Raw genomic sequence first — 14,205 nt, forward strand, 5'->3', positions numbered from 1 at the left:
CCGGTCAGGGGATCCAGCGTTGCACGAACCTGACCACGCGTTTAACCGTCTGATTCTCAAACAGCCTTGGCGAGAAATAAGCCCCCGCCACACGTTTGTTAAGCTCTCCGATCGTCGGATAGGGCGAAACCATCGCGGCGATCTGCCCCATCTTGAGGTTATTGGCCAGCGCAAGGGACCACAAGTTGATCAGCTCTCCAGCCTGATGACCGACGATTGTCGCGCCCACGGGGCGACCCTTCACGACCATGACCTTGATGAACCCTTTTGTCTTACGCTCGGAAATGGCACGGTCATTGTGGTGGTAGTCGAAACGAGCAACCTCCATCGCATCGCCATGCTGTTCATGGGCCTGCGCCTCTGTCAGGCCGATCTGAGCCAGTTCGGGGTCCGTATAGGTGGCCCAGGGGATATGCGCCGTCTTGGCCTTAGACGGCAGACCAAACAGGGCCGAGCGGATGATGATGCCCGCGTGATACCCCGCCACATGGGTGAATTGCAGACCACCTGCCACATCACCAATGGCATAGACCTTGCGGTTGGTCGTGCGCAGGGCGTTGTCCACCTTGATCCCGGTGCGCGTGCGGTCGATGCCAGCGGCCTCAAGATTCAAACGTTCGACATTGGCCTTGCGTCCGGCCGCCATCAGAAGATGGGTACCGGCAAAGATGTCTCCGTTCTGGGTGACGACTTCAATCGCGCCAGCCGAGCCTCGGATTTGCGCGACCATGGCTTCTTCCTGAATATCGACCCCTTCGGCCCGCAGGGTCTCCAGAACAAGGGCCGCGGCCTCGGGGTCATCCTTGCCCAGCGCCTTTGCGCCTTCGATCACGGTGACCTTGCAGCCCAGCCGGATATGGGCCTGCGCCATCTCCATCCCGATGGGGCCACCACCGATAATCAACAGGTGGTCGGGCTTATCCTTCAGATCAAAGATGGTTTCATTCGTGTAGAACGGCACCGAGTCCAGGCCCGGGATCGGCGGCACAAGCGGCGATGATCCGGTGGCGATGACAACACGCCGGGCGGTGATCACGTTCTCACCCGCCTGAACCTGTTTCGGAGACAGGAAGGTGCCAAATTCGCGGATCACCTTGACGCCGAAGCCCTCGAACCGTTCCTGACTGTCCATCGGCTCGATCTGAGCGATGACACCATGCACGTGATCCTTGGCGGCGGCATAGTCCACTTGCGGCACAACATCGGCCACACCAAAGGGCGCTGAATGGGCTTGCCCATAGGCCATCTTGCCACTGGCGATCAGGGCCTTGGAAGGGACACAGCCAAAGTTCAGGCAATCCCCGCCCATCTTGTGACCTTCCAGCAGGATCACATCGGCCCCCATCTGCGCTGCCCCTACCGCAACCGACAAACCGCCCGACCCGGCGCCGATGACCAGGATATCTGTTTTCAGCTCTTTCATGGAATTCAGGCGTCCTTTTTACCGCGCAGGGCTTTGATCAGAATGGGCAGAGCGGCCAATACGCACAAGCCTATGATCGGACCGATAACAAACGGTTCCCAAAGCAGCGAAACATCAGGCGTTTCGCCACGATCAAAGACACCGCCCAGGCCAACACCGATCCAGGTGTAGACAATACCACCCGGAATAATGCCCAGCGCCGTCGTGAACAGGAAGTTGCGGAACTTCACGCCCACCAGCGCCGGGACCAGATTGGCAACAAAGAACGGAACTACGGGCACAAGACGCAGCAGGAACAGGACCGAGATCTCATTCTCGCGAAGGCCGTCCTTGAGTTTCTTGATGGTCCCTTCCGAGGATTCGAGTCGCGCCGTCAACGACTCACCCAAGCCCCAGCGCGCAGCCAAGAAGATGGCGGATGCGCCGATGGTTGCCGCGAACACATTGAACGCGGTGCCTGCAAACAGGCCGAACAGGAAACCTCCGGTCATCGAGGCGACGGCGGCCCCGGGCAGGGAAAACGCCACGATCACGATATAGATCCCAACGAAAGTTGCGGCCATGGCCCAGTAGTACTCATCCCGCCAGGCCAACAGAGCCTCGCGATTGTCGCGCAGGGTTTCAAAACTCAGGTAGTCCCCAAGGGTGAAGAACCCCACCGCGGCAACGGTCAGGATCACAAGCAATGGAATATGGCGCGCAAACCCGCTGCGCGGTGCTTGGGTCGTTTCGCTCATCTGGCTGTCCGGCTTTGGTTGTTTCATTCTGACCCCAACATGCGCTGCCTCGTGGTCCTGCAACAGGCCCCTCACGCGGCCTTGAACTCTACGGTAGGGAATGTGAGGGTTCGGGGCGCAAAAAACCGGATTCTGAAATCTTTTGACCGGCCAGGTTACAGAATTGTTGCAAAAGGCGCGAAAACCCGTGCCTTGGGGTTTGACTTACCCCCCGCTTGGCAGTAGAGGACGGGCTTCGAACACTCGGGCCAGGCGAATCCGCGCCGCACCCACCGCTATAGATTGGAGACGGAGCGATGAAACGCACCTATCAGCCTTCGAACCTGGTTCGCAAACGCCGCCACGGTTTCCGCGCGCGCATGGCTACCAAAGCCGGCCGCAAAATCCTGAACGCACGCCGTGCACGCGGCCGCAAATCGCTGAGCGCGTAAACCGCCTCACCGATCAGGTTATGAACATGACGCCGCCGGAGGCCCCTGAGGATGGTATCAACCAACCGAGGGTCAAGCCCCCGGCGGCGTCCGTTTGCGCGCCCAAACCTCTGACCATTCTCAAGAATCGTTCTGATTTCCTGAAAGCGGCAAGGGCGCGTCGACAAGGCACATCCTCGATGATGGTGCAGGCGCGCAGGCGCGCTTCGGACGAGGGCGCAGGCATTCGCGTCGGGTTTACGTGTTCCAAAAAGGTCGGCAATGCGGTGGCCCGCAACCGCGCCAAGCGCCGCCTGCGCGAAGCCGCCCGTGCCGTACTACCCAAGCAGGGGCATGACGGCTGGGACTATGTCCTGATCGGCCGCGCCGAGGTCACCGCCGGGCGGGCGTTTGACGCCATGCTCGACGATCTGCGCTATGCGCTGCGCAAAATCCACGCCCCTCGCAAATGACCCTGCTGGCGCGCATATTCGCCCTGCCCGTGCGCGCATACCGGTTGGTTTTCAGCCCGTGGGTCGGATTTAATTGTCGCTACCAGCCGACGTGTTCGGCCTATGCGTTGGAAGCGCTTGAGAAACACGGCGCGATCAAGGGCGCGTGGCTGGCCGCCCGTAGAATCGGGCGCTGCCACCCATTGGGCGGCACGGGGTATGACCCGGTGCCCGAGAAAACAGACACCGATTAGACCAGCGCCAGATTGCCCCGGTCCGTAAACCTTCGGGTCGGGATGACCTCACGATCCAGTTTACCCAGCAGAGTGTGGTGCAAATCCTCGTAGAATCGTGGCGAGTCGAAATACCAGCTGTGGCTGGCGGATGGTCCATCCGGGTAATCCGCGCGATTGTCATTGAAGAACTTGCCGCAATATAGGTTGACCGCCTTTTCAGGGTGGTCTGAGGGCATACCCACACGCCCCAACCGGCGCGAAACGCCCACGCGCTTTACCTCAGAGATCGAAAGAACCTCATCAAACGGGCTGTAGTAGCAGGTCAACCTCGTGCAACGCCGCATAAGGGATGAGGTCTTGGCGCTACCTTCCCGGAAAGACTTGGCCGAGACATCCGCCGCAACAAAGGCGATCTGGCTGGTGGTCCAGCTGTGCTGCGCGATCTCATGGTCGTCATCGGCATAGTCCATGGCCTCGCGCACTAGAAACGTCCCCATCGAATGCGCCAGAACATGAACATTATGGGGGCAATCCGGGGTCTGCATTTTGGACAGGCGTCTGATCCCGTCATTAAACAGCTTATCCGCCGAGCGCCGTGCATCGGCCCTGTCCGAGCTATAGCCCAAGACGGATCCATCGCTTGGCCAGTCAAAGCTGACGATCACACCTTTGAACCCATGGGCCTCAAGCCCTTTGCGGATCTTGCGATGCCGCTCCAGCATCTCGAACTGCTCGGTGTTGAATCCATGCACGAAAAAGACGATGTGGCCCTTTTCATGATCCGTCGCCCCGGCGGCCTCCTGCACCTTGTCCAGCCAGTCAGAGATTCGGATTTCATGTTTACGTGCTGGTGTCTTTACGTTGGACGGGATCACCAGATAGCGCGCCTTGCCCAGTTTGTTTGAATAGTGATTGCCGCTCCGTCCGCGGACGGTAAAGAAATAGTCCATTTTAAACTCCGTCGGTAAATCCGTAGAGCATAGCACAGGCGGCGTTTTCCCCAAAAACTGGCCCGCATTCGCGACACCTTGCCCGCGCGCATCCTGCGCTGTAATCACGGCCCATGTTTGATGAAGCCGACGATATCCATCCGCTGTTTGCTGGCGCGCCCTCGACGACCGAGTTCAAGAAGCTGCGCAAACGCATCGTGCGCCAGACCCGTGAGGCGATCGAGCAGTACGGGATGATCGACCCCTCCGCCCATGACAAGGATGGCAAGCCGCCACGCTGGCTTGTCTGCCTGTCAGGCGGCAAGGACAGCTATACCCTGCTTGCCGTGCTCTATGAGCTGAAATGGCGCGGGTTGCTGCCGGTCGATTTGCTGGCCTGCAATCTGGATCAGGGGCAACCCGGCTTTCCCGCCACCGTCCTGCCCGAGTTTCTGGAACGGATGGGTGTTCCCCACCGGATCGAGTATCAGGACACCTATTCCGTTGTGATGGACAAGGTCCCTCAAGGCCGGACCTATTGCGCCCTGTGTTCGCGCCTGCGCCGGGGCAACCTGTATCGCATCGCGCGGGAAGAGGGCTGCTCGGCCGTAGTGCTGGGCCATCACCGCGACGACATTCTGGAAACCTTCTTCATGAACCTGTTCCACGGCGGGCGTCTGGCCACCATGCCGCCCAAACTGGTCAATGAAGAAGGGGACCTATTCGTCTTCCGCCCGCTGGCCCATGTGGCCGAGGCCGATTGCGAGAAATTCGCCAAGGCGATGAATTACCCGATCATTCCCTGCGATCTGTGCGGCAGTCAGGACGGTTTGCAACGACAGCAGGTCAAACAGATTCTCGATCAGTGGGAAAAGAACAGCCCCGGCCGCCGTCAGGTCATGTTCCGCGCCCTGACCAACGCCCGCCCCTCCCATTTGCTGGACCCAAAATTGTTCGACTTTTCAGGGCTTTCCCTGGATCTTGGCAAAAAAGACGAAAATTCGGCTGAAATTCCGCAGTTGCGTTAACGTCTGACTCAGACTGGTTTCCTACGGTTCACCTTGAGCGCTCGATGCCCAAGGCCTGGAATAGCTATGCGGAAACTTCCTGATTTTGATTGTTTTCTCCGTCCTGTGACCTCTGCCCTCAACGGGCCATCTGCTCTGGCCTTTCTGCCAGCGCTCAGCCTTGGGGCTTTTTGGTTGGGCGGCGAACGTGCGCTTGTCAGTGTGACGCTTGGGGTACCTTTGATGTTCGCAGTAGCTGGGATTGTGAGCAATCAGTCGAAAAGGCGTGCAGTGCAGGCAATCTGTAGTGTGCTGCCGAACGACCAGTTCAATCTGGCACTGACAGAAAAGTTAGAAATCGCGCGAAAGCAGAAGGCTGGCACAGCCTGCATCGCCATTGCAATCGACGGCTTTCCCGAGGTTGTGGATATTCACGGCCAGGCCGCCGCCGATCACATCCACCAGCAGTTCTGTAGCCGGGTTCTTTCGATGATCCGCGACGATGACATTGCGGTGTTGCTCGGGTACGATGGCTTGATGATCGGGCTGCACCCGTCGCAGCAGCTGGATCTCGAGGCTTGTATTCAGATGTCCGGGCGCATCCTGTCTGTGGTGGAAGAGCCGATAATGCTCAATGGAATCGGCCTCTACCTGACCTGTTCAATTGGGTTCAGCATGAACAAAACAATTGCCGGCGATACGGTCTCGGACTGGAAAGCCGCCAGCATCGATGCGCTGACCGAGGCACAGCGCAGTGGGCCCTCGACGATTCGGGCCTATTCTTCTGAGACTCGTCGCAGGTCACTGGTAAGAAGCAATCTGCGCAAGGAGTTCGAGGCGGCGCTGGATCATGGCGATATCCGCCCATGGTTCCAACCACAGGTGTCCACGGATACCGGCCGCGTCACAGGTTTTGAGGCGCTGGCTCGGTGGGAACATCCGCAGAAAGGCGTGCTAAGCCCACAAGTCTTCCTGCCCTTCGCCGAACAAGCCGACTTGATGGAGCGTTTGGGTCAGGCCATCCGGCACCACGCCTTCACCGCCATGCGGGCCTGGGACAGGGCGGGCGTTATTGTGCCGCGTATAGGCGTCAACTTCTCTTCGGATGAGCTGCGCGCACCGGGTTTGATCGACCGCCTCAAATGGGAGCTTGATCAATTCGATCTGACCCCCGACAGACTGACCGTCGAAGTGTTAGAGACCGTCTTTTCCCGCCGCCCCGACGACGTGATCACCCGCAATGTTACCGGCCTTGCAGCTTTGGGGTGCTGTATTGATCTGGATGATTTCGGCACCGGCCATGCCTCGATCGCGTCGATCAAGCGGTTCAATGTCACGCGGATCAAAATCGACCGCTCATTCGTTGCCAAATCCGATCAGGACCCCAGTCAGCAACAGATGGCCAGCGCCGTCCTGACCATGGCCGAACGCTTGAATCTGGAGACGCTGGCGGAAGGGGTCGAGACACCGGGGGAGCATGCCCTGATGGCCCAGCTTGGATGTGATCACGTGCAGGGCTTTGGTATCGGCAAGCCAATGCCGTTCGAAAAGACGCTGGACTGGATGGCCGCGCATAACGGCAAGATGAACGGGGTTCCGAAAATCGGACGCCAAACCGGCTGAATTCCGTGAAAGAGTGCCCCGGAATGCCACGGCGCGACGAATTTGCAGCCGATTCCGCTTGACCTTTGGGCCTGCACTCTGTTGAACCCTGCGGGTGTCTTTCACTGCTCAAGGTGGCTGTCCCAGATGGACGATCAGAACAAGAATCTCATCCTTGCAACCGCGCTCAGCTTTCTCGTGATCCTGGTCTGGTTCGTGTTGTTCCCTCCGCCGGAACCCACGCCCGGAACGGAACAGACCGAGATCGCAGCAACCGAAGGGTCAGAGATTCAAACGCCCAGCGCAAGCGGCACCGGAACGGTTGGCGAGTCAACCGCGACCGCGGAAGAGGCTCAGCCCGAAGAGCAGGCCCCGCGCGTTGCGATTGATACGCCCCGTCTGAAAGGCAGCCTGTCGCTGTCGGGCGGCCGCATTGATGAGCTGTTCCTGAAGGACTACAAAGTCTCGCTTGAGGAAGACGCACCGATCGTCGAACTTCTGGCCCCGGTCGGGTCGGACTCGGCCTATTACGCCCTCTATGGCTGGGCCCCCGGATCCGGTGTTAGCGGCACGGACGTTCCCGGCCCCAACACCCTTTGGACCCTTGAGCAGGGCGAGACATTGGGCGTGGACACCCCCATCACACTGGCGTGGGACAACGGCAATGGCCTGACCTTCCGCCGCACAGTCTCGGTGGACGAAAACTACATGTTCTCGGTGACCCAGTCGGTCGAAAACGCCACCGGCGCTGAGGTCAGTATGGCCCCCTACGGCATTCTGGCCCGCCATGGCATTGGCGAAGACGGCGATCTGCCGGGCCTCAAGAACTTCTTCATCCTGCATGAAGGGGTGATCGGCATGGCCGACGGGACTTTGACCGAGGTCGACTATGGCGATGTCCGCGACTTCGACATCGACCCGAACGAACGCGCTCAGGCCGAGGTCTATCAGGTCAAAGAGGACGGCTGGATCGGCTTCACCGATCACTACTGGATGACAACACTGATCCCCGAGCCCGGATCGGCCTTCAAAGCAGCCGCAAAATACGACTCGCGCCGCAAAATCTATCAGACCGAAACCGTACTTCCGACCCTGACAGTGGCTCCGGGTGCAACGGAAGAGGTCAGCACCCGCCTGTTCGCGGGCGCGAAGGAATGGGAAGCCATTCGGGAATACCAATCCGAAGGCGTTCAGAAGTTCATCGACAGCATCGACTGGGGTTGGTTCTTCTTCCTGACGAAACCGATCTTCTGGCTGCTGCATAACATCAACCTTCTGATCGGTAACATGGGTTGGTCCATCATCGGCCTGACGCTGATCATCAAGGCGATCCTGTTCCCGCTGGCGTTCAAATCCTACGTCTCGATGGCGAAGATGAAGGAGCTTCAGCCGCAGATGGAGGCCCTGAAAGAGGCGGCTGGCGACGACCGTCAAAAGATGCAGCAGGGCATGATGGAGCTGTACAAGAAGGAAAAGGTAAACCCCGCTGCGGGCTGTTTGCCGATCCTGATGCAGATCCCGATCTTCTTCTCGCTGTATAAGGTGATTTTCGTTACTATCGAACTGCGTCAGGCCCCGTGGTTTGGTCCTTTCCAGGACCTCAGCGCGCCGGACCCGACCTCGATCTACAACTTGTTTGGCTTGTTGCCTTGGGCCGCACCCGCGCCTGAAAGCTTCCTTGCGCTGATCTTTATCGGGATCCTGCCCCTGCTGTTGGGTATCTCGATGTGGCTGCAGCAAAAGCTGAACCCGGCACCAACCGATCCGACACAGGCGATGATCTTTGCCTGGATGCCGTGGGTTTTCATGTTCATGCTGGGCGGGTTTGCCAGCGGTCTGGTGGTTTACTGGATTGCCAACAACACCATCACCTTCACCCAGCAGTATCTGATCATGCGCAGCCAAGGGTATAAGCCGGACGTGTTCGGCAACATCAAATCCGGCTTCAAGCGCACGCCGAAAACGGACGGCAAATGAGCGGGCAGGTCTCAGCCATCTGGCGGCACCCGATCAAGAGCCATGGGCGTGAAGCCCTGACCGAGATCACTGTACTCCCCGGGCAGACCATGCCCGGGGATCGTGTTTGGGCCGTCGCGCATGAGGCTGCCAGGACCGACGGCTCGGAATGGGCACCCTGCGTAAATTTCAGCCGCGGTGCGAAGGCACCCAAGCTGATGGCGATCTCGGCTGAGACGCAGGGCGACCACGTGACCCTGCGCCACCCTGATCGTCCGGACCTGAGCTTTGCACCCGATACCCAACAGGACGTGTTTTTGGAGTGGGTCAAACCCCTGATGCCTGCGGATCGCGCCGCCTCCGCACGGATCGTGCGTGTGCCCGGTCGGGGCATGACCGACAGTGATTTCCCCTCAATCAGCCTGTGCAACATGGCCAGCCACCGCGCGGTCGAACAGAAGCTGGGTCGTGACCTGTCGCCTATCCGCTGGCGCGGCAATATCTGGTTCAATGGCCTGCCCTTGTGGGAGGAGTTTGATTGGCTCGGGCGTGAAGTTCAGATTGGACAGGCCGTGTTCCACGTGCGCGAACGGATCACGCGCTGTCTGGCAACCACTGCCAACCCCGACACGGGCGAGCGGGATGCGGACACGCTTGGTGCCTTGAACAGCTGGGACCATCAGGATTTCGGCGTCTATGCCGAGGTGATCCGAGGCGGTGAAATCCGCATTGACGACAAGGTTCAACTGCTATGACTGCCCTGCCTTTCCCTCTTGCCGAAGATCCTGACGCGTTCGCGCTGGAGCTTGGGCGCAAGCTGTTTGCAGGTGAATCCGAGTTCGTCAAAGGCGTCGTCGCGATGAATGGCCTGCCCGCCCCCGACCGGCTTGAGGTCTGTTTTGCCGGACGCTCGAATGTGGGGAAATCCAGCCTGATCAACGCGCTGACCGGCACCAAGGGCCTGGCACGCGCCTCAAACACACCCGGCCGCACGCAAGAGATCAACTTTTTCACCCAAGGCCCCGAGCTGTATTTGGTGGACTTGCCCGGCTATGGCTACGCCAATGCTCCGGTCAAGGTGGTTGAGAAATGGCAGCGGCTGCTGAAACAGTACCTTAGCGGCCGGCAAACCCTGCGTCGGGCCTTTGTTCTGATCGACTCACGCCATGGGGTGAAGCCTGTGGATGACGAGATCATGAAGCTGCTGGACACGAGCGCCGTGACCTTTCAATGCGTCATGACCAAGGCCGACAAGGTGAAGGCCAACGACCGCGAGAAAGTGCTGAACCAAGTGCGTACAGCCCTGTCCAAACACCCTGCCGCATACCCTGAGATCGTTCTGACATCCTCGGAAAAAGGGGATGGGGTGCCGACGCTTCGCTCGATCATCGCCCATCTGGAATGACCCTGATCCTGCGCGTCTTTGGTGTTCTGACCCTGCTTGCACTGCTCGCGACCAGTGCAATTCCGCAGGGATGGATGCCAGCGCAAGGCAATGACGGCAAGATCCTACTGGTGCTTTGCACAGGTGAGGGAACGGTCGAGCAATGGGTCGATCTGAACCCGGACGATCCGATCCATGATGAGCATGACACGCGCTCCATGTGCCCTTTTGCGGGGCTCACTGCGGATGCCAATCTCCCTGGATTTGAGTTGATCATTCCAGCGGATTTCCAATTGCAGCCGCGCTGGGATCAATCTGATTTCACCCATCGCAGTGCAGGATTTTACGCCCGCTATGATGCGCGGGGACCACCCCACTCCTCCTGAAACAGCGAAACCTTGTTTTGGCCCTGCGCGCACCTGCGCGCGAGGGATGTCTGTATATGGAGATTTCAAATGGCAATGGATAGCCAAATATCGGGCACAGCCCCGATGCAGAATACAGCTGCGCAAAAATTCTACTTCGCCGCGTGGCGGTGGCACTTCTACGCTGGGATTTTCGTAGTCCCGTTTCTGATCATCCTCGCCGTCACCGGTTTGATGATGATGTTTATCACTCAGTTTGACGGGCGCGATGGTGAGAAGATCGCTGTCAAGGTCGAAGGCAAAGGGCTACCCGTCTCGCAACAGGCCGAAGTCGCTTTGGCCGAGGTTCCCGGGCAGGTCGTCGAATGGATCGGTCCCAAGGCCGAGGATCTCGCCACCGTCTTCCGCATCAAAACTGATGCAGGTCAACGCTTGGTGGCGGTTGACCCCTACGCAGGTCAGGTTCTGGAAATCTGGGATCGCCGCACCGGATGGTATGATCTAGCGGACAATATCCACTCGACCCTTCTGATCGGTACCACTGGCGACCGCATCCTTGAAATCGCCGCAGGCCTGAGCCTCGTTCTGGTGTTCACCGGTCTCTATCTATGGTGGCCACGCAGCAATGCGATGGCGGCATTTGTACCCAACCTCAAGGCGCGAGGGCGCGCGTTGTGGAAGTCCTTGCACGCAGTGGTCGGCTTCTGGATGTCGTTGTTGCTGGTCGTCTTCCTTATCTCGGGCCTGTCTTGGGCCGGGGTCTGGGGCGGTATGATCGTTCAACCCTGGAGTAGCTTCCCAGCGGAGAAGTGGGACAATGTGCCCTTGTCGGATGAAACCCATGCCAGCATGAACCACGGTCATCAGAACGACGTCCCCTGGGCGCTAGAGCAAACACCCATGCCTGCATCCGGGTCTGACGCCGGAATTCAGGGCACGCCAGAGGGCACTGTAATCGACATCGACGCCCTGGTCGCATTGGGGACCGCATTGGAGATGAGCGGGCGATTCCGCGTGGCCTATCCGGGCGGCGAGGATGGCGTTTGGACACTCAACCGCGACAGCATGAGTAGCGACTCGACCGATCCGGTGAACGACCGAACTGTCCATGTCGACCAGTACACCGGCAAAATCTTGGCCGATGTCCGGTATGAGGACTATTCGCTGATGGGCAAATCCATGGCCGTTGGGATCCCATTCCATATGGGGTTGATGGGTACGTGGAACTTCATTCTCAACGTGGTGTTCTGCCTATCGGTGGTCTTCGTCTGTGTCTCGGGCGTTGTGATGTGGGTCAAGCGCCGTCCGCAAAAGGCGCGTCGTCTGGCGGCGCCACCGATGCCAGCGGAACTCCCGCTGTGGAAAGGCGCGGTCCTGATCGGGCTATTCACAGCTATGGCTTTCCCGCTGGTAGGGCTGACCCTGTTGGGTGTACTGGCCTTCGACCTGCTGATCCTCAGCAATATTCCCGCGATGAAACGCGCGATGAACTGATCTGAACAGGGGCCGCGCCTCCCCGGCGCGGCTCTGTCAACCTGCATTTGCAGCGGTATGGTCTTGGCAGTCCGGTCCAAACGCCCTAACAGGGTGGATCAGAGGACTGACAGCCATGAAGACACGAGACATGAACCGGGATTGGATCGCCACCGCCGCAACTCTGAACAGCGCGTTGCCCTATTTGCAGCGCTATGATGGCGCGATTGTCGTCATAAAGCTGGGGGGCCACGCTATGGGCAGCGATGAGGCGATGGACAGCTTTGCCCGCGACGTGGTGCTGATGCGGCAGGTCGGGGTGAACCCGGTGATCGTGCATGGCGGTGGACCGATGATCAACGCGATGCTCAAACAGCTGGACATCCAGTCCGAGTTTGTGGGCGGCAAGCGCGTCACCGACAAAGCGACAGTCGAAGTGGTCGAGATGGTCCTGTCGGGCCTTGTGAACAAGCGGATCGTGCAGGCGATCAACCGTCAGGGCGGCACTGCTGTGGGCCTGTCGGGCAAGGACGCCAACCTGATGACCTGCGAACAGACCGATCCTTCGCTAGGATTTGTGGGGTCGCCGTCGAAGATGGAACCCAAGGTCCTGCACAACCTGTTCTCGCATGACGTGATCCCGGTCATCGCGCCGCTAGGCGCGGGCACCGAGGGGGAGACCTTTAACGTCAACGGCGATACCGCTGCAGGGGCTATCGCCTCGGCGTTGAAAGCGGATCGCCTGCTGCTGCTGACGGATGTCTCGGGCGTCAAGAACGCTGCTGGCGACGTCGTGACCGAGCTGAAGGCCGGTCAGATTCGCGAAATGACTCTGGAAGGCACCATTGCCGGTGGTATGATCCCCAAAACCGAAACCGCGCTGGATGCGCTGCATAGTGGAGTGCGCGCGGTGGTTATTCTGGACGGACGCGCGCCAAACGCGGTCCTGCTGGAGCTGTTCACCGAACACGGCGCCGGGTCGCTGATACGCCCCGACTAATACCAAACCGGAGGAGATATGACCCAACAGCCCGCCTCCTCTCACCACAGTTATGATCGTGTCGAACACGCAGCGCAGCGGGTCGGGCTGATCGTCATGGGTGCGCTACATCCGCGTCAGGTGCAAGCGAAACAATTGGATGGCGGTACGCTGATCCTTCTGGGCGCAGGGCCCGAGTTCTGGCCCCAGTTGAAAGCCGCGCCAGAATGGCAGGGCAAGGACCCAGTCGATCGCTGGTCACTACGTGTGGTCGGCCAACTGGCTCAGGACTTGGGAGCCGAGGCGCATTTTCCCTTCGGCGGCCCTCCCTACGCGCCATTCATCGACTGGGCGTTGAAATCAGGGCGGACCTTCAGCAGCCCGGTGGGCGCGCTGGTACATGACCAGATGGGCATGATGATCTCGTTGCGCGGCGCGCTTCATTTCGCCGATGAATTCCCAATACCCCTGGCAACCGCCCCCTCGCCATGCACCTCATGCGCAGCGCCTTGCACGCAGACCTGCCCGGTAGGTGCGCTGAATGATCAGAGCTTTTACAATGTCGAGGCCTGCCACAACCACCTCGCAACGCCCGAGGGGCAGGTCTGCATGACCGGAGGATGCCTCGCGCGCCTCTCCTGCCCTGTCAGCGCCCGCGCAGGCCGAGACCCGGACCAATCCGCACATCATATGAGGGCTTTTCATCCGTCATGACACACACCCTGATCCTGACCCGCCATGCCAAATCCAGCTGGGATGATCCCAACCTCAGTGATCATGAGCGACCACTGAACAAACGTGGGCGAGCGTCAGCCCCGGCGATTGGATCTTGGCTCAAGAATAACGGCTGGGTTCCGGATGAACTTCTGAGCTCGAACTCTGTCCGCACACGCGAGACCTGGGACTACATGGGTCTGCATGCTGAAAACGCCTACTACGCCTATGACCTCTATCTGGCGGCGCCGGATGCGATGCTGGCCGAGTTGAAGACGGCAACAGGCCGGACCGTGATGATGCTGGGTCACAACCCCGGGATTGCCCAGTTCGCGGCTCAGCTTGTCGAAACCGCGCCTGAGCACGCACGGTTCCACGACTACCCGACCTGCGCCACAACGGTAATCCAGTTTGAGATCGACAAGTGGTCCGACATCCAGAAGCACAGCGGCAAGGTCTTGGGCTTCGCGATCCCGCGCGAGCTTCTGAAATGAAAAAAGGCGGGGCAAAACCCCGCCTTTCCTTTGATGTGATCTCG

The 14,205-nt window shown here is 59.5% G+C and carries 16 protein-coding genes; 13 read left to right on the forward strand and 3 right to left on the reverse strand.

The window, feature by feature from the left end; genetic code table 11:
* Positions 1-4: 4 nt before the first annotated feature.
* Positions 5-1,423, reverse strand: coding sequence for a dihydrolipoyl dehydrogenase family protein (locus ACR0B5_RS11455; RefSeq protein WP_480540487.1), 1,419 nt, complete (start codon positions 1,421-1,423; stop codon positions 5-7).
* A gap of 5 nt (positions 1,424-1,428) precedes the next feature.
* Positions 1,429-2,187: a TVP38/TMEM64 family protein gene (locus tag ACR0B5_RS11460; protein WP_480540489.1), complete on the reverse strand. Its 759-nt coding sequence runs from the start codon at positions 2,185-2,187 to the stop codon at positions 1,429-1,431.
* A 269-nt stretch (positions 2,188-2,456) separates the two neighbouring features.
* Between ACR0B5_RS11460 and rpmH the strand changes: the two genes are divergently transcribed.
* From rpmH to yidD, 3 genes are read left to right on the forward strand one after another with little or no spacing between them, the layout of a single operon-like run.
* Positions 2,457-2,591, forward strand: coding sequence for a 50S ribosomal protein L34 (gene rpmH / locus ACR0B5_RS11465; protein ID WP_005980833.1), 135 nt, complete (start codon positions 2,457-2,459; stop codon positions 2,589-2,591).
* A 26-nt stretch (positions 2,592-2,617) separates the two neighbouring features.
* A complete protein-coding gene (rnpA, locus tag ACR0B5_RS11470) occupies positions 2,618-3,043 on the forward strand; it encodes a ribonuclease P protein component (RefSeq protein WP_480540491.1) in 426 nt (141 codons plus the stop codon).
* The gene (yidD, locus tag ACR0B5_RS11475) at positions 3,040-3,276 is read left to right on the forward strand and encodes a membrane protein insertion efficiency factor YidD (RefSeq protein ID WP_480540493.1); all 237 of its coding nucleotides are present in this window, start codon (positions 3,040-3,042) and stop codon (positions 3,274-3,276) included. The genes rnpA and yidD overlap by 4 nt, the downstream gene beginning before the upstream one ends.
* Here the strand turns inward: yidD and ACR0B5_RS11480 are convergent.
* A complete protein-coding gene (locus tag ACR0B5_RS11480; protein ID WP_480540495.1) occupies positions 3,273-4,208 on the reverse strand; it encodes an alpha/beta fold hydrolase in 936 nt (311 codons plus the stop codon). The genes yidD and ACR0B5_RS11480 overlap by 4 nt on opposite strands.
* Before the next feature lie 113 nt (positions 4,209-4,321).
* Between ACR0B5_RS11480 and ttcA the strand changes: the two genes are divergently transcribed.
* From ttcA to ACR0B5_RS11530, 10 genes are all read left to right on the forward strand, one after another.
* Positions 4,322-5,215 (forward strand): tRNA 2-thiocytidine(32) synthetase TtcA, encoded by an 894-nt coding sequence (gene ttcA / locus ACR0B5_RS11485; RefSeq protein ID WP_170768333.1) that lies wholly within the window; start codon positions 4,322-4,324, stop codon positions 5,213-5,215.
* 66 nt (positions 5,216-5,281) lie between these two features.
* Complete coding sequence (locus ACR0B5_RS11490) at positions 5,282-6,817, forward strand: putative bifunctional diguanylate cyclase/phosphodiesterase (RefSeq protein ID WP_480540497.1); 1,536 nt, start codon at positions 5,282-5,284, stop codon at positions 6,815-6,817.
* Between the two features lie 126 nt (positions 6,818-6,943).
* Positions 6,944-8,773 (forward strand): membrane protein insertase YidC, encoded by a 1,830-nt coding sequence (gene yidC / locus ACR0B5_RS11495; RefSeq protein WP_170644162.1) that lies wholly within the window; start codon positions 6,944-6,946, stop codon positions 8,771-8,773.
* Positions 8,770-9,507: an MOSC domain-containing protein gene (locus tag ACR0B5_RS11500; protein WP_480540499.1), complete on the forward strand. Its 738-nt coding sequence runs from the start codon at positions 8,770-8,772 to the stop codon at positions 9,505-9,507. Before yidC ends, ACR0B5_RS11500 begins: the two co-directional genes overlap by 4 nt.
* Positions 9,504-10,157, forward strand: a complete 654-nt coding sequence (gene yihA, locus ACR0B5_RS11505; protein WP_170375944.1) for a ribosome biogenesis GTP-binding protein YihA/YsxC — start codon at positions 9,504-9,506, stop codon at positions 10,155-10,157. Before ACR0B5_RS11500 ends, yihA begins: the two co-directional genes overlap by 4 nt.
* Positions 10,154-10,522, forward strand: coding sequence for a DUF2946 domain-containing protein (locus ACR0B5_RS11510; protein WP_425083735.1), 369 nt, complete (start codon positions 10,154-10,156; stop codon positions 10,520-10,522). The genes yihA and ACR0B5_RS11510 overlap by 4 nt, the downstream gene beginning before the upstream one ends.
* Positions 10,523-10,627: 105 nt before the next feature.
* Positions 10,628-11,995 (forward strand): PepSY-associated TM helix domain-containing protein, encoded by a 1,368-nt coding sequence (locus tag ACR0B5_RS11515; protein WP_480540501.1) that lies wholly within the window; start codon positions 10,628-10,630, stop codon positions 11,993-11,995.
* Between the two features lie 115 nt (positions 11,996-12,110).
* On the forward strand, positions 12,111-12,974 hold the full coding sequence (gene argB / locus ACR0B5_RS11520; RefSeq protein ID WP_480540503.1) for an acetylglutamate kinase: 864 nt from the start codon (positions 12,111-12,113) through the stop codon (positions 12,972-12,974).
* Positions 12,975-12,992: 18 nt separating this feature from the next.
* Positions 12,993-13,667 (forward strand): ferredoxin, encoded by a 675-nt coding sequence (locus ACR0B5_RS11525; protein ID WP_480540505.1) that lies wholly within the window; start codon positions 12,993-12,995, stop codon positions 13,665-13,667.
* Positions 13,664-14,161, forward strand: coding sequence for a SixA phosphatase family protein (locus ACR0B5_RS11530; RefSeq protein WP_480540507.1), 498 nt, complete (start codon positions 13,664-13,666; stop codon positions 14,159-14,161). The genes ACR0B5_RS11525 and ACR0B5_RS11530 overlap by 4 nt, the downstream gene beginning before the upstream one ends.
* Positions 14,162-14,205 lie beyond the last annotated feature (44 nt).

Source organism: Ruegeria sp. AG1 (assembly GCF_056541705.1).